Origin of the sequence: Rhizobium sp. Rhizsp42 (assembly GCF_047304155.1) — a bacterium.
Classification (GTDB): domain Bacteria; phylum Pseudomonadota; class Alphaproteobacteria; order Rhizobiales; family Rhizobiaceae; genus Rhizobium.
Genome location: NZ_JBGLYS010000003.1, coordinates 113697 through 134419 on the forward strand (window position 1 = coordinate 113697; position 20723 = coordinate 134419).

Genomic DNA, 20723 nt, shown 5'->3' on the forward strand with positions numbered 1-20723 from the left:
CGCATGCGCTGCAAATGCGGCAAAAACCCGGCTGACGCAACAAGTTTTTATGACATTAAGTGCCTGATTATAGACGATAAAACTGGTAGAGATGATCGTCTTGAGGGTTGATATCAATCAATTTGGCTGGTGGCCACGATTGGCGGTCGATTGACTTCGCTGTCGCGCTTGCCTAACCATGGATCGATAACGGATGGTTCCGGATCGCCAAAAGCGGTGCGGATGAAAAGGGAATGTGACGGGGTGGACCCAACCAGGGCGCCTTCATCACAGCCGACCCCGCGACTGTAGAGCGGTCAGGGTCTTCCGTCCGGCGTCGGATGCTCTCAAGCCGGCTGCCTGCGTGGTGCAGGCGGGCGAGGGGCTGAAGACGGCGGAAAAGCCACTGGCAATGCAAGCCATGATCAACCGGGGTTGGACGCCTCTAAATCTACGAATCGTCCGCCTTTTCATGATTGCAGCCGGGAAGGCGAGGAAGAACCGATGGCACGATCGGGATGGCCCAGGCGGCTATCCCGATCGTCGCCTGGACCCGCGAGCCAGGAGACCTGCCAATCGTGCCGGGCGCAAAGCCCACCCCTGGGCAAGTGTGCCCAATGCCAGCACGGAGGTTGTCATGGCAGACAATGAGATTTTGGCGTCGGCGTCAGGCCGGACGCGCTCCTGTGAAGTCGTCCACGCATGACGACGGTATCCTCTATGCTTATTTTAGGTGGCGCCCGCTCCGGCAAGTCGCGTTTTGCGGAGCAGTTCGTCATCGACAGCGGCCTCGAGCGCCACTACATAGCCACCGGCCGGGCCTGGGACGAGGAGATGCGCACGCGGATCGATCAGCACAGGGCCGATCGCGGCGACCTCTGGACCACGCATGAGGAGCCGCTCGATCTAGTCGGCCAGCTGAATGCCATCGATGGCGAGGGACGGGCGGTGCTTGTCGATTGCCTGACGCTCTGGGTCACCAATCTGATGATGGAAGAGCGCGACATGGCGGCGGAGTTCGCGGCTCTGGCCGCCTATCTGCCTCAGGCGAAGGCACGCCTCGTCATCGTTTCCAATGAAGTCGGCCTCGGCATCGTGCCCGAGAACCGCATGGCGCGCGAGTTTCGCGACCATGCCGGACGGCTGCACCAGATGATCGCGGCGGTCGCCGCGGATGTGTATTTTATCGCGGCGGGACTGCCGCTGAAAATGAAGGGTTGAATTTTATGGACCAGCAGAAGATCCCCGCCACCGTCATCACCGGCTTTCTCGGCGCCGGCAAGACGACGATGATCCGCAACCTGTTGACCAATGCGGGCGGCAAGAAGATCGCGCTCATCATCAACGAGTTCGGCGATCTCGGCGTCGACGGCGAAGTGCTGAAGGGCTGCGGCGCGGAAAACTGCACCGAGGACGATATCATCGAGCTCACCAACGGCTGCATCTGCTGCACCGTGGCCGACGACTTCATCCCGACCATGAGCAAGCTCCTTGAGCGCGAAAACCGTCCGGACCATATCGTCATCGAAACCTCGGGTCTTGCCCTGCCGCAGCCGCTGGTCGCCGCCTTCAACTGGCCCGACATCCGCACGCAGGTGACCGTCGATGGCGTGATCACCGTGGTCGACAGCGCCGCCGTCGCAGCCGGCCGGTTCGCCGACGATCATGATGCCGTCGATGCCCGCCGCGTCGAGGACGAAACGCTCGACCACGAGAGCCCGATCGAGGAACTCTTCGAGGACCAACTGACCTGCGCCGACCTGATCGTGCTCAACAAGACCGACCTCATCGACGGCGCCGGCCTTGCCCGGGTTCGCGACGAGGTTGCCTCGCGCACGGCGCGCAAGCCCGCGATGATCGAGGCGAAAAACGGCGACGTGCCGGCGAGCGTGCTGCTCGGTCTCGGCATCGGCACCGAGGAAGATATCGGCAACCGCAAGTCTCATCACGAACTTGAGCATGAGGACGGCACGCCGCACGATCACGACGAGTTCGACAGCTTTGTCGTCGAGCTCGGCCCGATCGCCGATCCGGCCGCCTTTGTCGAGAGCCTGAAGGGCATCATTGCCGAGCACGACGTTCTGCGCCTCAAGGGCTTCGTCGACGTTCCCGGCAAGCCGATGCGCCTGCAGCTGCAGGCCGTCGGCAGCCGTATCGACCACTATTTCGACCGTGCCTGGGCTGCCGGCGAGACGCGCGGTACGCGGCTGGTGGTGATCGGGTTGCATGAGATGGATGAGAGCGCGGTGCGCAAGGCGATCGAGGCGCTGGTTTAAGGTTGATGGTTGGATGCGCGGTTGTCGCTTTGAAAATCGTTTGAGTGGTGCCGTGTGGCCCCCTCATCCGACCCTTCGGGCCACCTTCTCCCCGCTGGGGAGAAGGGATATGCCGCAACGTCTCGTTTCCCCTTCGCCCCAGCGGGGAGAAGGTGCCCGTAGGGCGGATGAGGGGGCCACGTACTCCGCGCCTGCAACTAACATTTCTCGTAAAGACATACCGACATGCACCTTCTCCTAGCCCAGCAGGGAACGATCAGCGACGGCGAGGAGGCGATCGATCTTGGTCAGTCGCCCAGCGACATCCTGTTTCTCTCTGCTGCCGACACCGAACTGGCGGCGGTGGCGGCTACGCATGGCCGGCGTGCGGATGCAAGGTCGCTACGCATCGCCAGCCTGATGAGCCTCAAGCATCCGATGTCGGTCGATGCCTATGTGGAGCGCACGGCGCGGCATGCGAAGCTGATCATCGTGAGGGCGCTGGGCGGAGCCAGCTATTTTCACTACGCGCTGGAGGCGCTGCATGCGGTCGCGGCGCGGCATCGCGCGCTGATCGCGGTGCTGCCTGGAGATTCGAAGCCCGATGCGGGGTTGACGCCGTTTTCGAATGTGCCGCTTGAGGATCTGAATGCGCTCTGGGCCTATCTGATCGAGGGGGGCGATGCGAATACGCATGCGTTTCTCGATTATGCCGAGGCGATGTTGTCTGGCGGTGAGAAACCGGAGGCGGCGGCACCTTTGATGAAGGCCGGGATCTGGTGGCCGGGGCGGGGTGTTGTTGGGATTGAGGAGTGGCGGCTGCTGTCGGCGGGTGGGTTACCCCCCTCTGTCCTGCCGGACATCTCCCCCACAGGTGGGGAGATCGACTCGCGGTTGGCCCCTCGCCAAACAATGAAGGTCGGAACGAGCGGTCACGCCCAGCCAATCTCCCCACCTGTGAGGGAGATTGGCTGGGCAGAGGGGGGTATCGCGGGCGAGACACCTGCGACTGCAGACCGCCCCACCATCGCCATCTCCTTCTACCGCGCCCTCGTGCAAAGCGGCGAAACCCGCCCGGTCGAGGCGCTGATCGAGGCACTGGTCGCAGAGGGTATTCGGCCGCTGCCGGTCTTCGCCTACAGCCTCAAGGACCCCGTTTCCAAGGGCATCCTCGAAAGCGTCTTCGCGGCCACGAGGCCCGATGTCGTCATCAACACGACAGGCTTCGCCGTCTCGGCGCCGGGTGCGGAGCGGCAGCCGACGGTGCTTGAGGCCAGCGATGCCGTCGTGCTGCAGGCGATCTTTTCCGCTTCCTCGAAAGAAGCATGGGAAAACTCTTCGCAAGGGCTTTCGGCGCGTGATCTCGGCATGAACGTCGCGCTGCCCGAAGTCGATGGCCGCGTTCTTGCCCGCGCGGTCTCGTTCAAATCGGCGGCGCGCTATGATGCGCTGGTCGAGGCCAATATCGTTGCCAGCGAGCCGGATGGGGGGCGCATGGCTTATACCGCGCGGCTGGCCGCCAACTGGGCGCGACTGCGGCATGCAAAGCCGGCGGAGCGACGGGTGGCGCTTGTGATGGCGAACTATCCAAACCGCGACGGCCGGCTCGGAAACGGCGTCGGGCTGGACACGCCTGCGGGTACGATCGAAGTGCTTCAGGCGATGCGCAAGGCCGGATATCCTGTCCGTGGCATCCCTGCGGATGGCGATGCGCTGATGCGTCATATCATGGATGGGCCGACCAATTCCGGGCGTGATGGGAAGGTTGTCCGTGAGACGCTTTCCGTGAGTCGTTACAGGGATTTCCTCGCAACTCTTCCGAAAAAGATTCAAGCGGAGATCAACGCGCGCTGGGGCGAGCCGGAGGCCGATCCCTATGTCGTGGACGGCGCGTTTGCGCTGCCGTTAACGCGTTTCGGCGATGTGCTTGTCGGCATCCAGCCGGCGCGTGGCTACAATATCGATCCGAAGGAAAGCTATCACTCGCCTGATCTGGTGCCGCCGCACGGCTATCTGGCCTTCTACGCCTTCCTGCGCCATCAGTTCGATGCGCATGCGGTGATCCACATGGGCAAGCACGGCAATCTCGAATGGCTGCCGGGCAAGGCGCTGGCGCTGTCCGAAAGCTGCTACCCGGAAGCGATCCTCGGTCCTTTGCCGCATCTCTATCCCTTCATCGTCAACGACCCCGGCGAGGGAACGCAGGCCAAGCGCCGCACCGCCGCCGTGATCATCGACCATCTGACGCCACCGCTGACGCGGGCCGAGAGCTACGGCCCGCTGAAGGATCTCGAAGCGCTGGTCGACGAATATTACGAGGCGTCTGGTGGCGATCCGCGACGGATACGGCTGCTGGGCAAGCAGATCCTTGAGTTGGTCGCCGATATCGGGCTCGATCAGGATGCGGGGATATCAAAGGGGGAGAGCGAGAGCGAGGCGCTGAAGAAGCTTGATGCCTATCTGTGCGATCTCAAGGAAATGCAGATCCGGGATGGGCTGCATGTGTTTGGGGTGTCGCCGGAAGGGCGGTTGCTGACGGATCTGACGGTTGCGTTGGCGCGGGTGCCGCGCGGGCTGGGCGAGGGCGGTGACCGGAGCTTGCAGCGGGCGATTGCTGGGGATGTTTTTGGGAGTGGTGGTGATGTGGTGGGTGGGATACCCCCCTCTGTCCTGCCGGACATCTCCCCCACAAGGGGGGAGATCGACTCGCGGCAAGCATCTTCGCAAACCGCAAAGCTTGGAGCGAGCGGGCAAGCCCAGCCAATCTCCCCACCTGTGGGGGAGATGCCCGGCAGGGCAGAGGGGGGTAACCCACCCACCAACGCAACCTTCGACCCCCTCGACTGCGACATGGCCGCCGCATGGGCCGGCCCGCGCCCCGATATCCTCGTGGACGTCTCGTCCGACCCGTGGCGTACCCAAGGCGACACCGTTGAGCGTATTGAACTGCTGGCCGCCAAATTCGTGTCCGGTGAATTGCCATGCCCAGCCCTCTGGTCCCAAACCAGAGCCGTCCTCCACGAGATCGAAACCCGCCTGAAACCCGCCATCCTCGCTTGCGGCGACGCCGAGATCGAAGGCTTGCTCCGTGGCCTCGACGGTCGCTTCGTGGCACCGGGGCCTTCCGGCGCACCAACGCGCGGGCGGCCGGATGTGTTGCCGACGGGGCGGAACTTTTACTCGGTGGACAGCCGCGCGGTGCCGACACCGGCGGCCTATGAGCTGGGCAAGAAATCGGCGGAGCTTCTGGTGCGCCGCTATGTGCAGGATCACGGCGAATGGCCGGTGTCGTTCGGGTTGACAGCCTGGGGCACGTCGAACATGCGCACCGGCGGCGACGATATCGCCCAGGCGCTGGCGCTGATCGGCGTCAAGACGGTCTGGGACATGACATCACGAAGGGTCACCGGCTACGAGATCATTCCGCCTGCAATGCTGAGGCGGCCGCGTGTGGATGTGACGCTGCGCATTTCGGGCTTCTTCCGCGATGCTTTTCCGGAGCAGATCGCACTGTTCGACAAGGCGATCCGGGCCGTCGGGGCGCTGGATGAGGATGCGGGCGACAACCCGATCGCAGCACGCATGCGGGGTGAAGCGGCGCGGCTTGAGGAGGCCGGGCTTGATGCGGCGCAGGCCAAGCGGCGGGCGGGGTATCGGATTTTCGGGTCGAAGCCGGGTGCTTACGGCGCCGGGCTGCAGGCGCTGATCGACGAGAAGGGCTGGGAGCGGCGCGCCGATCTAGCTGAGGCCTATCTGGTCTGGGGCAGCTATGCCTATGGCGCCGGCGAAGAGGGTCGGGCCGAGCGCGGCGTTTTCGAAGAGCGTCTGCGCTCCATCCAGGCTGTCGTGCAGAACCAGGACAATCGCGAGCACGACCTGCTCGACAGTGATGACTACTACCAATTTGAAGGCGGCATGGCGGCGGCGGCGGAGACGCTTGGCGGCAGCAGGCCATCGATCTATCACAATGATCACTCGATGCCGGAGAAACCGGTCATCCGCTCGCTGGAGGAAGAGATTGCCCGCGTGGTGCGCGGCCGCGTCGTCAATCCGAAGTGGATCGATGGCGTCATGCGCCATGGCTACAAGGGCGCCTTCGAGATTGCCGCCACTGTTGATTACCTCTTCGCATTTGCTGCGACCACAGGGGCTGTCGGCAACCATCATTTCGAGGCGGTCTACCAGGCCTTCGTGGTTGATCAGCGCGTGCGCGATTTCATGATCGAGAAGAACCCGCACGCCTACGAGGAAATGAAAGAGCGGCTGCTGGAGGCGATCGAGCGGCGGCTGTGGACGCCGCGCAGCAATTCGGCGCAGTTCGATCTCGCTACCACAAACAACACACACGACAGATCAGGCGGTGTCGACACCGCCGACCGATTGAAGATTGCATCCGGGGAAATTTGACATGACTGAGGAAACCACCGAGACCACTACGGAGGCCACCGGCCACGACGACGCGCGCCACAGTGAGAAGATGGCTAAGAAGAAGGCCGCGCGCGACAAGATCATGGCGACGAAGACAGGCGAGAAGGGCCTGATCATCGTCCACACCGGCAAGGGTAAGGGCAAGTCTTCCTCCGCCTTCGGGATGATCTTCCGCCATATCGCGCATGGCAAGCCGTCCGCTGTCGTGCAGTTCATCAAGGGTGCGATGTGGACGGGCGAGCGCGATCTGATCGAGAAGCATTTCTCCGATGTCTGCCAGTTCCATACGATGGGCGAGGGCTTTACCTGGGAGACGCAGGATCGCGCGCGCGATGTCGCGGCCGCCGGTGCTGCCTGGGAAAAGGCCAAGGAGCTGATCCGCGACGAGCGGAACTCGATGGTGTTGCTCGATGAGATCAACATCGCGCTGCGCTACGACTACATCGATATCAACGAGGTCGTGGAGTTCCTGAAGACGGAAAAGCCCTATATGACTCACGTCGTTCTCACCGGGCGCAATGCCAAGGATGAGCTGATCGAGATTGCCGATCTGGTGACGGAGATGGAGCTTATCAAGCATCCGTTCCGCTCAGGCATCAAGGGGCAGGCAGGCGTGGAGTTCTGATGACGCAGAGTTGGGTTTTCTGGGCGGTCTTGTCCGCCTCTTTCGCGGCGCTGACGGCGATCTTCGCTAAGATCGGCGTTGCCGGCGTCAATTCTGATTTCGCGACACTGATGCGTACCGTCGTCATTCTTGTCATCATCAGCGCCATCGTGCTGGCGAGCGGGCAGTGGCAGCCGTTCTCCAGCATCTCGTCGAAGACCTGGCTGTTTCTCTGCCTTTCGGGCGCTGCGACCGGAGCGTCGTGGCTTGCCTATTTCCGCGCCCTGAAGATCGGCGATGCCGCTCGCGTCGCGCCGATCGACAAGCTGTCGATCGTCCTCGTCGCCATCTTCGGCGTCGTCTTTCTCGGCGAGAAGCTCAACATGATGAACTGGCTCGGCGTCAGTCTGATCGCCGGCGGAGCGCTGCTTCTCGCGTTGTTCTGAGCTTCAGAGCCCCAGCCAGACGCGCAGCGGATTGGCGGGGTCGGACAAGAGCTTGATCGTGAACGCGATGCAGACGATGACGAGCAGCGGCTTGATCAGCTTCGCGCCGATGCGCATGGCGAGCCGTGAGCCGAGCTGTGCACCGAGAAACTGGCAGACGCCCATCATCAGGCCGAGTTTCCATAGCGTCGCGCCAAAGGAGGCGAAGACGATGAGGGCGCCGAGGTTCGAGCCGAAGTTCAGGAGCTTGGTGTGGGCGGTCGCCTTCAGCATGCCGAAACCGGCCAGTGAGACAAATCCGAGCATGAAGAACGAGCCGGTGCCAGGGCCGAACACGCCATCGTAGAAACCGATGACAGGAACAAGTGTCAGGCCGAAGACGAAGGGCGTGACGCGGCGATGCTTGTCGACATCGTCGAGATTGGGTTTCAGCGCGAAATAGAGCGCGATGACCACGAGCAGCACCGGCATGACGGCGCGGAGCACGTCGCCGGGCACGATGGTCGCCAGCGCCGCGCCAAGCGAGCCGCCCATGACGGCCATCAGCGCCATCGGCAGCTGTTCACGAAGATTGACGTGTCCCTTGCGCGCATAGGCGATCGTCGCCGATCCGGCGCCGAACAGGGATTGCACCTTGTTGGTGCCCAGCGTCTGGAGCGGCGGAATGCCCGCGATCAGCATTGCCGGAACGGTGATGAGACCGCCGCCGCCGGCGATGGCATCGACGAAACCGGCAAAGAAGGCTGCAGCGGCAAGGAGAAGGATGAGGTGAGGGGCAAGGTCGTACAATGGAGGAACCTGTGGGACTGCGAATGCACTGTGTTGGCGCGCTTGTTGCATTTACCGGCTAGGGCTGCAATGGCTTGCGCAATACAGGCAACCGGCTTTTCCATCGCATGACCGCACTCTCCTTCGATACCACGCGCCGCTATGTGCTCGGCCTCGGCTGCGAGCGGGGAACCGCGCCTGAAGAGGTCATGGTGTTGGTCGCTTCGGCTCTGGAGATGGCGGGTATCGAGCCCGGTCAGGTGGCCGGGCTGGCTTCGATCGATTCCCGTCGCGACGAGCCGGCGATGGCGGTGGTTGCCGCGCGCCTTGCCGTTCCCTCGGTGTTCTTCGACGCCGAAGCTTTGGAGAGGGAGACGCCGAGGATCAAGAACCCTTCCGATGTCGTCTTCGCGCGGGTGGGCTGCCATGGGGTTGCGGAATCCGCGGCGCTTGCGGCGATCGGGCCCGATGCCGAGCTTGTGCTGCCGAAAATCAAATCGGCGCATGCGACGGCCGCGATCGCACGCGCCCTGTTGCGGAAAGAATAGCGCTCGCTATGGTGACCGCCGATGCAGCCGCAGCGGTTCTGTCGCGCGGCTGCCAAGGTATGACATGAAAACATGCAAGAGGGACGATTATGCATAAGGTGATTTACGACACGGATCCGGGTGTTGACGATGCGATGGCGCTGCTTTTCCTGCACCGTCATGCCGACATCGATCTGATCGGCATCACGACCGTGTTCGGCAACGCCTCGATCGAGACGACGACGCGCAATGCGCTGTTCCTCAAGCGCGAATGGAACATCCCGGCACCTGTCGCCAAGGGAGCGAGTGTCACGATCGATCCGTCGCGCAAGGAAGGCGCCTGGCCGACCTTCGTGCATGGCGATGACGGGCTCGGCAACATCAACGTTCCCGAAGTCGTCGACGTGCCGCTCGATCCGCGCCCGGCCTACAAGTTCATCATCGACACGGTGCGCGCCAATCCGGGTGAGGTGACGCTGGTGGCCGTCGGGCGGATGACGAACCTCGCACTGGCGCTGAAGGAAGATCCTGAGATTGCCGGGCTGGTGAAGCAGGTCGTCATCATGGGCGGCAATTTCTATGTGCCTGGTAATGTGACGCCTGTCGCGGAAGCCAATATTCATGGCGACCCCGAGGCCGCCGATATCGTGCTCACCGCACCGTGGCAGGTTGTCGTCATCGGTCTCGATGTCACCGCGATCACCACGATGAGCCGCAGCTATCTCGGCGAGATGGCCGCCAAGGGCGACAAGGCCGTGCAACTGCTCGAAAAGCTCTCGCAATTCTACATCGATTTCTACAAGCATGCCGTCGAGGACGGGATGATGGTGCATGACAGCTGTGCCTGCGTCTATGTCGTGGCGCCAGAGCTGTTTACGACGATCTCAGGGGCCATGCGCGTAGCCTGCGGCGGTATCGCCGATGGCCAGACGATCATCAAGCAGGACGGCCGTCGTTTCCCGCCGGGCGATTGGGACGGCCTGCCGAGCCAGATCGCCTGCACCGGCATTCAGTCGCAAGAGGTCATCGACCTGATCCGCGACACGTTGCTCAACGCTTAGTCGGCAATCGTCATCGGTATTTCGGCGCAAGCGCATTGGCGAATCCATTCAGCCGCTTGCGCCGATATCCTCATATTTTGAGTCCGCTTTGGGGGCCGCAATCGGCGTGACCGTGACCTGCATCTTCGCCGCGTTTGCGGCGTTGACGTCGTGGTCCGCCGGGCATAGATCATCGTCATGATCGAAACGGTACTTTCTCACCTCCCGGCGATGGATCCCGGCAGTGTCTGGCTCGTTGGCGCGGGGCCCGGCGATCCGGGCCTTTTGACGCTGCTTGCGGTCAAGGGACTGATGGAAGCCGATGTCATCGTGCATGACGCGCTGGTCGATGCCGAATGCCTGAAGCTGGCGCGGCCGGGCGCCGTTCTCGAATATGCCGGCAAGCGCGGCGGCAAGCCTTCCGCCAAACAGCGCGACATTTCGCTTCGCCTCGTCGAGCTCGCGCAGGCGGGCAATCGCGTTCTAAGGCTGAAGGGCGGCGATCCCTTCGTCTTCGGGCGTGGCGGCGAAGAGGCGCTGACGCTCGTCGAATATAACGTTCCGTTTCGCATCGTGCCGGGGATATCGGCGGGGATCGGTGGGCTCGCCTATGCGGGTATCCCCGTGACCCACCGCGACATCAATCATGCGGTGACGTTTTTGACCGGCCACAATTCATCGGGGCTGGTGCCGGACGCGATAAACTGGGATGCTATAGGCAAGGGTTCGCCGGTCATCGTCATGTATATGGCGATGAAGCATATTGCCGAGATCAGTGCCAACCTGATTGCCGCGGGGCGCTCGCGCAACGAGCCGGTTGCCTTCGTCTGCAATGCTTCGACGAGCGCGCAGCAGGTGCTGGAAACAACGCTCGGCGAGGCACCGGCCGCGGCGCTGACGTCGGGTATCGAGCCGCCGGCGATCGTGGTGGTCGGCGAGGTGGTGCGGTTGCGTGGTTCTCTCGATTGGCTGGGTGCGCTGGCCGGACGACGGTTGCATCCCGATCCGTTCCGGAGGTCCGGCAGTAAGGAGACGGAATGAGTGGTCTGTTGATTGCAGCCCCGTCCTCCGGGTCGGGAAAGACGACGGTGACGCTTGGGCTCCTCAGGGCGCTTCGCAAGCGCGGGGTGGAGGTCGCGCCGGGCAAGGCGGGGCCTGATTATATCGACCCGGCCTTCCATGCCGCGGCGAGCGGAGTCGCCTGTCTCAATTTCGATCCCTGGGCGATGCGCCCCGAGCTGATCGCCGCGAACGCGACGTTGCATCGCTCCGGCGATCGGCTGCTTGTCATCGAGGCGATGATGGGTCTCTTCGACGGGGCGGCGGACGGCAAGGGCACGGCGGCGGATCTGGCGGCGATGCTGGGTCTTTCCGTCGTGCTGGTGGTCGATGCGTCGCATATGTCGCAATCCGTTGCGGCCCTTGTGGCCGGCTTTGCCGGTTTTCGCGCCGATGTCCGGATTGCCGGCGTCATCCTGAACAAGGTTGGTGGCGATCGGCATGAGATGATGCTGCGCCAGGCGCTCGAGGCGAGCCGCATGCCCGTGATCGCCGTTGTGCGTCGTGACGCCGAGATCGCGCTGCCGGAGCGGCATCTCGGTCTGGTGCAGGCCGGTGAGCATGAGGCGCTGGAGAGATTCGTCGAGCATGCGGCGCAGGCGGTCTCGCAGAACTGCAATTTCGACTTCCTGATGCGTGTCGCAAGGCAGGGTTTCGCACGGCCCTCGACCGCCAACATCGACCGCCTGCCGCCGCTCGGCAGCCGGATCGCGGTGGCGCGCGATATCGCCTTTGCTTTCTGCTACGAGCACATGCTGCTCGGCTGGCGACGTCGTGGCGCCGATATCTCATTCTTCTCGCCGCTTGCCGACGAGCCGCCGGAGCGCACCGCCGACGCCATCTATCTCCCGGGCGGCTACCCGGAACTGCACGCCGGACGGATCGCCGCCGCCTCGACCTTTCGCGAGAGCATGCGTCAGGCTGCTGAAAGCGGGGTGCGGATCTATGGGGAGTGCGGCGGTTACATGGTGATGGGCGACGGGCTGGTGGACGCAAGCGGCGAACGCCACGAGATGCTCGGGCTTTTGCCGCTGGTCACCAGCTATGAGGAGCGCAGGCGCCATCTCGGCTATCGGCGTGTCTATCCGATCAACGGCTCGTTCTTCACGCAGCCGATGACGGCGCACGAGTTTCACTATTCGTCGGTGGTTTCGGAAGGCGAGGCGGACCGGCTTTTCAAGGTGACCGACGCATTGAACAACGATCTTGGCACGGCCGGCCTGCAGCGCTGGCAGGTGGCCGGGTCGTACATGCACCTGATCGATGTGGCGGCTCAGGTGAGCGGGCAGGCCTCGGGTAGCGCGGGTGGACCGACACGATGAATGCCCCGATCATCCATGGCGGCGGCATAACGGCCGCCGCGGCACTTTATGGCGGCAAGCCCGAGGATTGGCTCGACCTTTCGACCGGTATCAGCCCGTTTCCGGCCGTCCTGCCTGATATCCCCATGCGCGCCTGGCATCGGTTGCCGGACCAGCATCTTGTCCACGAGGCGCGCGAGGCAGCGCGCGATTATTACGGAAGCGGCGACAGCCTGCCGTTGCCGGTGCCCGGCACTCAATCCGTCATCCAGCTTCTGCCGCGTTTAATCGCTGCGGGCGGACGGGTGGCGATCCTCGGGCCGACTTACGGCGAATATGAGCGGGCCTTTGTTATTGCGGAAGCCGAGGTCGATCGGCTTGATGGGATCGAAGAGGTCGGCGACCATCACGTACTTGTCGTCATCGTCAATCCGAATAATCCCGATGGCCGGATCTACCGGCCCGCAACGCTCCTTGATCTTGCGCGTCGGTTGGCGGCGCGGGGAGGGCTTCTCGTGGTCGACGAGGCGTTCGGCGATACCGTTCCTGACGCCAGTGTCGCCGGCCATGTTGTGGATCATGCCAACCTCATCGTCTTTCGCTCCTTCGGCAAATTCTTCGGTCTTGCCGGGCTGCGGCTTGGTTTCGTCATCGCGGCGAGGGAGATTCTCGATCGCTTCGAGAGCCTGCTCGGCCCTTGGGCTGTCTCTGGCCCTGCACTGTCGATTGCCGCCTCCCTGCTGCGCACGGATACAGAGCCGCTGCGGCGCGCGATCGCTCAGCGCAGCGAGGCGATGCGTGGCGTTCTGACCAAAGGCGGGCTTCGCATTCGCGGCGGCACCGCGCTTTTCTCGCTGGTCGAAGACGCGGCGGCGGATGCGTTGCAGGCACATCTGTGCGTGCACCACATTCTGGTCCGCAAGTTCGGTTATGCCCCTTCCTGGCTGCGCTTCGGTGTGACCGCGGATACCACTGGCGACCTCAGGCTCGCCGATGCCCTGATGAGCTTCAATCGATGATTTTTGAACTGAATCTTCTCGTGCTGGTGCTTGCTTTGATGCTCGACAGGATCGTTGGCGATCCGGATGTGCTGTGGGCGCGGCTGCCGCACCCGATCGTGCTGTTCGGCAAGGCGATCTCGCGGATGGAGACGCTGTTCAACCGAACGGAACTGCCAGGCAAAAGCCGTCGTCGCAACGGCATGCTCGTCATCGCGGCCCTGCTTTTGATCGCGATCGTCGCGGGTGTCGCGCTGCATCTCTTCTTCGCGCTGTTCGGGCTTGCGGGCATCCTGCTCGAGGTTCTCTGCGTCACGGTGTTCCTGGCGCAGAAGAGCCTTGCCGATCATGTCGAGGCCGTCGCAACCGGTCTTCGGCAAGGTGGCCTCGACGGTGGGCGGAAGGCCGTGTCGATGATTGTCGGTCGCGATCCGGAGACGCTGGACGAACCGGCCGTCTGCCGGGCGGCGATCGAAAGCCTGGCGGAGAATTTTTCCGACGGCGTCGTCGCGCCGGCGCTGTGGTATCTGGTGTTCGGTCTGCCGGGTCTGCTTGCCTACAAGATGCTGAACACGGCGGATTCGATGATCGGCCACAAGTCGGAACGCTATGTGGATTTCGGCTGGGCGTCGGCGCGGCTCGATGATCTCGCAAACTGGCCGGCGGCGCGGCTGTCGATCGCGCTGATCGCGGCGGGCGCGTGGCTGCGACGTGGCGGCGATGCGTGCCGCGAGGCGTTCAAGATCGCGATGCGCGACGGGGGCATGCATCGCTCGCCGAACTCCGGCCGCCCGGAAGCGGCGATGGCGGGCGCGCTCAACGTGCAGCTCGCGGGGCCGCGCGTCTATTCCGGTGTCGTGGTGATGGAGCCGATGATCAATGGCGGCGGAAGAGAGACCGCCGTCATCGAGGATATTGAGAGCGCGGTCTCCGTTTTCTATGCCAGCTGCTCTGTTCTTGCCTTTGTTACGCTGGTGATCTTCCTGTTTCTTCTGTAGATCGACGCGATACTGTTATCATATTGATTACCATGCTCCTTAAGCGGATGTAACGTCTCACTGTGTAGTCTTGTTCAACTGTATTCATGCAGAATGAACGAGGGGACGATGAGAACTATACTTGCAGGAGCTGCGGCGATCGTATTGCTGCAGTTTTCGGCCGTGACGGCCGAGGCCTCGACCTTGATCGCGAAGATCAGCATCAGTTCGCAGACGATGACGGTCACCGAAAACGGCTTCGTCAAATACCGCTGGAAGGTTTCGACGGCGCGCTCCGGTTATAGGACGCCTGTCGGTTCGTGGAGCGCCAAGTGGCTGTCGCGCGACCATCGCTCGAAGAAGTACGACGACGCGCCGATGCCGTATGCGGTGTTCTTCAATGGCGGCTATGCCGTGCATGCGACCTTCGATCTGAAGCGTCTCGGCCGCCCGGCATCGCATGGATGCATTCGCCTGCATCCCAATAATGCGGCGCAGTTTTTCGACATGACGCGGCAGGCGGGACTGGCCAATACGCGGGTTGTTGTTACCAACTGAGCGAGGCGAAACGTCGCGGAAACGGTTGCCGGCTGCCTTTCCGTGCATGCTGTTTGAGCAACAGTGCCTGCGCAAATTGCGCGTTGGGCTGGACGAAAGCATTGGCTTTTGAAATGGATTTGCCTATGAGGGGGAAAACTATCATTTCCAAGAGGTACAGGCGTGACCGCTACATTCGATAAAGTTGCCGACATCATTGCAGAAACCAGCGAGATCGATCGTGATACGATCACGCCGGAAAGCCATACGATCGACGACCTCGGTATCGACAGCCTCGACTTCCTCGATATCGTTTTCGCCATCGACAAGGAATTCGGCATCAAGATCCCGCTCGAAAAGTGGACGCAGGAAGTCAACGAGGGCAAGGTTTCCACGTCGGAATACTTCGTGCTGAAGAACCTCTGCGCCAAGATCGACGAACTGCGCGCCGCCAAGGCCTGATCGATACGCACAATTTTTTTCTCCGCCCTGTCGCCATTCACCATGGCGGCCGGGCGGTTTTGTTACTAAGTAGGCCCACAGGGTCGCGGTTTGCGAAATCGGCTCCGATTTTCGCAAGGCTCGGTCCTGTCGATTAAAAAATGATAGAGCGTCCTTTGTGCGTCCAATCGGATGCACGGCGCTCTAGCCGACGGCATGTTGCCTGTGCGGCCGGAGGATCCGATGCTCCTGGAATACTTCCAGATGATCGATCGCGTCGAGGCGGTCGACCTTCAGACCAAGACACTCAAGGCACGCTCCGTCGTGCCGGCGAAAAGCCCGGTGTTCGAAGGTCATTTTCCCGGCATGCCCCTTGTCCCGGGCGTGCTTCTCATTGAAACCATGGCGCAGGCCTCAGGCATGCTGGTGCTGGCGGCGACCGATTTCGCGGCCATGCCGTTCCTGATGTCGGTCGACGGCGCCAAGATGCGCACCTTCGTCGAGCCGGAGGCGGTTCTCGATATCGAGGCGTTTCTGGAGCACGACGGATCGGGCTTCGCGGTCACCAAGGCCAAGATCACCAGCGGCGGCAAGAAGGTTTGCGACGCGCAGCTGAAGCTGCGCACCATGCCTTTCAGCGAAATACCGCTCGGTGACATCGTCAAGAAACGTGCCAGTGAAATCGGCCTGATGGATGCAATCGCTGCGCAGGGAGTGAATGGATGAGCAAGGCTCAGAATGATGTCGTCATCACGGGCGTCGGTATCGTAACCTGTCAGGGCGTCGGCAAGGAGCCGCATATTGCGCTGCTCAACGCCGCCGAAGCGCCGAAGACGGTCGTCGAGACCGAGAAGTTCAAGCCCTATCCGATCCATCCGCTGCCCGAAGTGGATTGGTCGCTGCAGATCGCCAAGCGCGGCGATCAGCGGCAGATGGAAAACTGGCAGCGCATCGGAGTGTTCGCGGCGGGCCTTGCGCTCGACGACGCCGGTCTCAAGGACAATGTCGAAGCCTGCGGCACGATGGACATGATCGTGGCGGCCGGCGGCGGCGAGCGCGACATCAATGTCGACACGCTGATCGTCGATGAAGGCCTGAAGCGCAACGACCGCGAAGTGCTCTTGAATGAGAAGCTGACGACCGAGCTTCGTCCGACGCTGTTCCTGGCGCAGCTCTCCAACCTGCTGGCCGGCAACATCTCGATCGTTCACAAGGTCACTGGCTCGTCGCGCACCTTCATGGGTGAGGAATCGGCCGGCATCTCCGCCGTCGAGACCGCGTTCTACCGTATCAAGTCGGGCGAATCCTCGCATGCGCTGGTCGGCGGCGCGTTTTCGGCCGAACGTCTCGACATGGTTCTGCTGTTCGAGGCGATCGGCTCGCATTCGCGTGGCGACTGGCAGCCTTTGTGGTCGCGCAAGGATGGCGGCATCACCAGCGGTTCGCTCGGCGCGTTCCTGGTGCTCGAATCGCGGGCGCATGCCGAAGCGCGCGGTGCTCATATCTATTCGACGATCTCCTCCATCGAAGGCGATCGCGGCAATCGCGGCGCCGGCAATCTCGAAAAGCGCCTTGAGCGGCTGCTCGAACCGGCCAAGGGCCTGGCTGCCGAGAGCACGGCGATCTTCTCCGGTTCCTCCGGCATGCCCGAGCTCGCCTCGCGCGAGAAGGCGGTTCTGGAGCATCAGCTGCCGGGCGCTGCCATCCGCGGCTTCGGCGGCGTGACCGGCCACGGGCTGGAAGCGCACTTCACCCTCGGGCTGGCGCTGGCCGCCCTTGCCATCGACGGCGAGGCCAAGGTGCCGGCATTCGACGGCGCCCATGAAAAATCCATGAGTTCAGGCACGAAGGCCGCTGTCGTCACGACGGTCGGGCATCAGCGTGGCGAAGGCGTCGCCGTTCTGTCGGCGGACGCGTGAGGAGCAGGCACATGACGGATCAAGCTTACAAGGATCATCTCGGCCGCCCGATCGTGGCTGTTACCGGCGTCGGCATCATGACCTCGTTGGGGCAGGGCCTCAAGGACAACTGGTCGGCGCTGATATCGGGCAAATCGGGTATCCACGACATCAATCGCTTTCCGACGGACGGTCTTTCGACGCGCATCGCCGGCACTGTCGATTTCATCGACGTTCCGGCACCAAACGCTGTCGAGCGCTCCTATGCATTCGCGCGCGAGACGACGATTGAGGCGCTTGCTGACGCCGACATCTCAGGCGATTTCAACGGCCCGCTGTTTCTCGCCGCACCGCCGATCGAGCCGGAGTGGATTGCCCGCTTCGAACTCGGCGATCGTTCGCCGCCGCCCTCGCAGCCGGGTGACGCTTACGACCGTTTCCTGACGGCGATGCGCCAGCGTCCGGATCCGGCCTTCCATGAAGCTGCGCTGTTCGGCGCCATCTCGGAGCGTCTTGCCGATCGTTTCGGCACGCGCGGCCTTCCGGTGACGCTGTCGACGGCCTGTGCTTCGGGCGCGACCGCGATCCAGCTCGGCATCGAGGCGATCCGCCAGGGCCGCACGAACCGCGCGCTTGCCGTGGCGACCGACGGCTCGGTCAGCGCCGAAGCGCTGATCCGCTTCTCGCTGCTCTCGGCCCTGTCGACGCAGAACGACAACCCGACCAAGGCCTCAAAGCCGTTCAGCAAGGACCGCGACGGCTTCGTCATCGCAGAAGGTGCCGCGACGCTGGTGCTGGAATCGCTGGAATCGGCGATTGCGCGCGGCGCCAAGGTTCTCGGCATCATGAAGGGCGCCGGCGAGAAGGCCGACAGCTTCCACCGCACCCGGTCCTCGCCGGACGGCGGCCCGGCGATCGCGACGATCCGCGCGGCTCTTGCCGATGCCGGCATGGATGAAGGCGATATCGGCTATATCAACGCCCATGGCACTTCGACGCCTGAGAACGACAAGATGGAATATGGCTCGATGCTCGCAGTCTTCGGCGACCGCATGGCCTCCATCCCGCTGTCATCAAACAAGTCGATGATCGGCCATACGCTGACGGCGGCTGGTGCCGTGGAAGCCGTGTTCTCGCTGCAGACGATGCGTACCGGCACGCTGCCGCCGACCATCAACTACACCAACCCTGATCCGGCGATCGTTCTCGACGTGGTGCCGAATGTGAAGCGGGATGCGCAGGTCAACGCTGTGCTTTCCAACTCCTTCGGCTTCGGCGGCCAGAACGCCAGCCTTGTCATGGCGCTGGAACCGGCTTAAGCGGTTCGCGACCATAAATTCCATTGTTGCGGCTGCGCCCGGTAAGGGCCTGCGGCACGCAACAGCAAACATAAACCGCGCATCGGCTGTCCGGCTGGTGCGACCGCGAAGGATTTTGCCATGCGCGCTCTGCAACTGATCGACGACCGCAAGCTCGAGATCACCGATCTGCCTGAACCCGATGCGCCCGGCGCCGGCGAAGTGACGCTGCGCGTCAAGGCGGTCGCGCTCAACCATATCGACGTCTGGGGCTGGCGCGGCATGGCGTTTGCCAAGCGCAAGATGCCGCTCGTCATCGGTGCCGAGGCATCGGGTGTCGTCGAGGCGATCGGGCCGGGCGTCTCCAACGTGCTTCCGGGCCAGCTGGTCGCCGTCTATGGCGCGCGCACCTGCGGTCTCTGCCGTCCGTGCCGCGAAGGTCGCGACAATCTCTGCGAACACGTCTCGGGCGTTCACGGCTTCCATCTGGATGGTTTCGCGCAGGAGAAGGTCAACCTTCCGGCGCGCCTGCTGGTGCCTGCACCTCCCGGCGTCGATGCCGTTGGTGCGGCTGTCGCGCCGGTTACCTTCGGCACCGTCGAGCACATGCTGTTCGACAACGCCAAGCTTGAGCCGGGCGAAACCATTCTCGTCCACGCCGGTGGGTCCGGCATCGGCACGGCGGCGATCCAGCTTGCCAAGAAGATCGGCTGCACCGTTATCACCACCGTTGGCTCCGACGACAAGATCGAGAAGGCCAAGGCGCTGGGCGCTGACCACGTGATCAACTATCGCACCGACCGCTTCGAGGGCGTGGTGCGCAAGCTCACGAAGAAGAAGGGCGTCGACGTCGTCTTCGAACATGTGGGCAAGGATACCTGGGCGGGCTCGATGCTCTGCCTGAAGCGCGGCGGGCGTCTCGTCACCTGCGGCTCGACATCGGGCGTCTCGACCGACATGAACCTGATGATGCTGTTCCAGCAGCAGCTGAAGCTGCTCGGCTCCTTCGGGTGCCGCATGGAGAACATGGCCGACGCCATGCAGAAGATGGGCCGTGGCCTCGTGCACCCCGTCATCGACACCGAAGTCAGCTTCGACGATATCGACCGGGCGCTGGAGCGCATGGAATCGCGCCAGATCTTCGGCAAGATCATCCTGAAGATGGATTGATCCCTTGGAGCTGTTCATCACCCGGATCGTCCTGAAACTGGACCATTTTCGCCAGTGGCTGATCGCGCAGGTGATGTTCGGCTTCCTGAACTTCCTGAAGATCTTCCCGGCCGACGGGGCGATCAACTTCATCGACTGGCTGATGCGCAAGATCGGCCCGAAGATGAAGCGCCACAAGCTGATTCTGGCCAATCTCCACAACGCCTTTCCCGAAAAGAGCGACGAGGAGATCAACCGGATCGCGCTTGGCAGCTGGGCCAATATGGGCCGGCTTGCGGCGGAGTACGTGTTTCTCGATCGGCTGTTCGATTTCGATCCCGAGAAGAGCGAGCCGGGCAGGGTGGAGGTGTCGGGGATCCCGATCTTTCTCGATCTTCTTGAGAACCCGCGTCCCTTCATCGTCTTTACCGGCCATACCGGCAATTTCGAACTGCTGCCGGTGGCTGGTGCCGCCTTCGGTCTCTACGTCAGCGTCCTCTTTCGGCCGCCGAATAATCCTTACGTGGCCCAGAAGGTGTTCGACTTCCGCAGCGCCCGCATGGGCAAGCTGGTGCCGTCGCATGCCGGATCGTCGTTTGCGCTCGCCCGCCAGCTGGAAGCGGAGCAGGGGGTCGGCGTGCTTGTCGACCAGAAATTCGGCCGTGGCCTGAAGACGGAATTCTTCGGCCTGCCGGTGAAGACCAATCCTCTTCTCGGAAAATTGGTGCGCCAGTTCAACTGCGAGGTCTATCCGGCCCGCTGCATCCGCCTTCCCGGCAATCGCTACCGGCTGGAAATCGAGCCGAAGGTGGAGCTGCCCCGGGATGAGAAGGGCAATCTCGATCTGACGGCTACGGCCCAGTTGCTGAACGACAAGGTTGAAAGCTGGGTGCGTGAATACCCGGAGCAGTGGCTCTGGTATCATGATCGATGGGAAATCAAGCGACAGATCATGTAGAGGGGAATCCCTCAAATCTTGTCATTGAAAAACAAGCCTTCTTCGTCATTGAACATGAAG

At 62.8% G+C, this 20723-nt stretch carries 19 protein-coding genes and 1 riboswitch; of the genes, 18 read left to right on the forward strand and 1 reads right to left on the reverse strand.

Features of this window, described 5'->3' with window-relative positions; all coding sequences use genetic code 11:
• Positions 1–177: 177 nt before the first annotated feature.
• A riboswitch (cobalamin riboswitch) is annotated at positions 178–571 on the forward strand.
• 110 nt (positions 572–681) lie between these two features.
• The 5 genes from cobU (at position 682) to ACCD05_RS05000 (ending at position 7712) form a co-directional block, all read left to right on the forward strand.
• Complete coding sequence (gene cobU / locus ACCD05_RS04980; protein WP_413391402.1) at positions 682–1200, forward strand: bifunctional adenosylcobinamide kinase/adenosylcobinamide-phosphate guanylyltransferase; 519 nt, start codon at positions 682–684, stop codon at positions 1198–1200.
• A 5-nt stretch (positions 1201–1205) separates the two neighbouring features.
• Positions 1206–2255, forward strand: coding sequence for a cobalamin biosynthesis protein CobW (gene cobW / locus ACCD05_RS04985; RefSeq protein WP_413391404.1), 1050 nt, complete (start codon positions 1206–1208; stop codon positions 2253–2255).
• Positions 2256–2480: 225 nt separating this feature from the next.
• Positions 2481–6641: a cobaltochelatase subunit CobN gene (gene cobN / locus ACCD05_RS04990; RefSeq protein ID WP_413391406.1), complete on the forward strand. Its 4161-nt coding sequence runs from the start codon at positions 2481–2483 to the stop codon at positions 6639–6641.
• Between the two features lies 1 nt (position 6642).
• Positions 6643–7287, forward strand: coding sequence for a cob(I)yrinic acid a,c-diamide adenosyltransferase (gene cobO, locus ACCD05_RS04995; RefSeq protein WP_037178722.1), 645 nt, complete (start codon positions 6643–6645; stop codon positions 7285–7287).
• Positions 7287–7712, forward strand: a complete 426-nt coding sequence (locus tag ACCD05_RS05000) for an EamA family transporter (protein ID WP_413391408.1) — start codon at positions 7287–7289, stop codon at positions 7710–7712. Before cobO ends, ACCD05_RS05000 begins: the two co-directional genes overlap by 1 nt.
• A gap of 3 nt (positions 7713–7715) precedes the next feature.
• Here ACCD05_RS05000 and ACCD05_RS05005 read toward each other — a convergent pair whose 3' ends face one another.
• Positions 7716–8501 (reverse strand): TSUP family transporter, encoded by a 786-nt coding sequence (locus tag ACCD05_RS05005; protein WP_413391410.1) that lies wholly within the window; start codon positions 8499–8501, stop codon positions 7716–7718.
• A gap of 107 nt (positions 8502–8608) precedes the next feature.
• Between ACCD05_RS05005 and ACCD05_RS05010 the strand changes: the two genes are divergently transcribed.
• From ACCD05_RS05010 to ACCD05_RS05070, 13 genes are all read left to right on the forward strand, one after another.
• Positions 8609–9028, forward strand: coding sequence for a cobalamin biosynthesis protein (locus tag ACCD05_RS05010; RefSeq protein ID WP_413391412.1), 420 nt, complete (start codon positions 8609–8611; stop codon positions 9026–9028).
• Positions 9029–9117: 89 nt separating this feature from the next.
• Positions 9118–10068 (forward strand): nucleoside hydrolase, encoded by a 951-nt coding sequence (locus tag ACCD05_RS05015; protein WP_413391414.1) that lies wholly within the window; start codon positions 9118–9120, stop codon positions 10066–10068.
• Positions 10069–10245: 177 nt separating this feature from the next.
• Positions 10246–11088, forward strand: coding sequence for a uroporphyrinogen-III C-methyltransferase (gene cobA, locus ACCD05_RS05020; protein WP_413391416.1), 843 nt, complete (start codon positions 10246–10248; stop codon positions 11086–11088).
• Positions 11085–12428, forward strand: a complete 1344-nt coding sequence (locus tag ACCD05_RS05025) for a cobyrinate a,c-diamide synthase (protein WP_413391418.1) — start codon at positions 11085–11087, stop codon at positions 12426–12428. The genes cobA and ACCD05_RS05025 overlap by 4 nt, the downstream gene beginning before the upstream one ends.
• Positions 12425–13426 carry a threonine-phosphate decarboxylase CobD gene (cobD, locus tag ACCD05_RS05030; RefSeq protein ID WP_413391420.1) on the forward strand — a complete coding sequence of 334 codons (1002 nt, stop codon included), beginning with the start codon at positions 12425–12427 and terminating at the stop codon, positions 13424–13426. The genes ACCD05_RS05025 and cobD overlap by 4 nt, the downstream gene beginning before the upstream one ends.
• A complete protein-coding gene (gene cbiB / locus ACCD05_RS05035) occupies positions 13423–14403 on the forward strand; it encodes an adenosylcobinamide-phosphate synthase CbiB (RefSeq protein WP_413391422.1) in 981 nt (326 codons plus the stop codon). Before cobD ends, cbiB begins: the two co-directional genes overlap by 4 nt.
• 108 nt (positions 14404–14511) lie before the next feature.
• Positions 14512–14940 carry a L,D-transpeptidase gene (locus ACCD05_RS05040; protein ID WP_413391424.1) on the forward strand — a complete coding sequence of 143 codons (429 nt, stop codon included), beginning with the start codon at positions 14512–14514 and terminating at the stop codon, positions 14938–14940.
• Positions 14941–15102: 162 nt separating this feature from the next.
• Positions 15103–15381 carry an acyl carrier protein gene (locus ACCD05_RS05045; protein ID WP_018900650.1) on the forward strand — a complete coding sequence of 93 codons (279 nt, stop codon included), beginning with the start codon at positions 15103–15105 and terminating at the stop codon, positions 15379–15381.
• A gap of 222 nt (positions 15382–15603) precedes the next feature.
• Entirely contained in the window at positions 15604–16086 is a 483-nt protein-coding gene (locus ACCD05_RS05050) for a 3-hydroxyacyl-ACP dehydratase FabZ family protein (RefSeq protein WP_026283376.1), read from the forward strand.
• Positions 16083–17279, forward strand: a complete 1197-nt coding sequence (locus ACCD05_RS05055; RefSeq protein ID WP_413391427.1) for a beta-ketoacyl-ACP synthase — start codon at positions 16083–16085, stop codon at positions 17277–17279. The genes ACCD05_RS05050 and ACCD05_RS05055 overlap by 4 nt, the downstream gene beginning before the upstream one ends.
• A gap of 11 nt (positions 17280–17290) precedes the next feature.
• Positions 17291–18577 (forward strand): beta-ketoacyl-ACP synthase, encoded by a 1287-nt coding sequence (locus tag ACCD05_RS05060; RefSeq protein ID WP_047505454.1) that lies wholly within the window; start codon positions 17291–17293, stop codon positions 18575–18577.
• A 120-nt stretch (positions 18578–18697) separates the two neighbouring features.
• Entirely contained in the window at positions 18698–19726 is a 1029-nt protein-coding gene (locus ACCD05_RS05065; protein WP_047505452.1) for a zinc-binding dehydrogenase, read from the forward strand.
• 4 nt (positions 19727–19730) lie between these two features.
• Complete coding sequence (locus ACCD05_RS05070; RefSeq protein ID WP_413391430.1) at positions 19731–20663, forward strand: lipid A biosynthesis lauroyl acyltransferase; 933 nt, start codon at positions 19731–19733, stop codon at positions 20661–20663.
• The last annotated feature ends 60 nt before the right edge of the window (positions 20664–20723 follow it).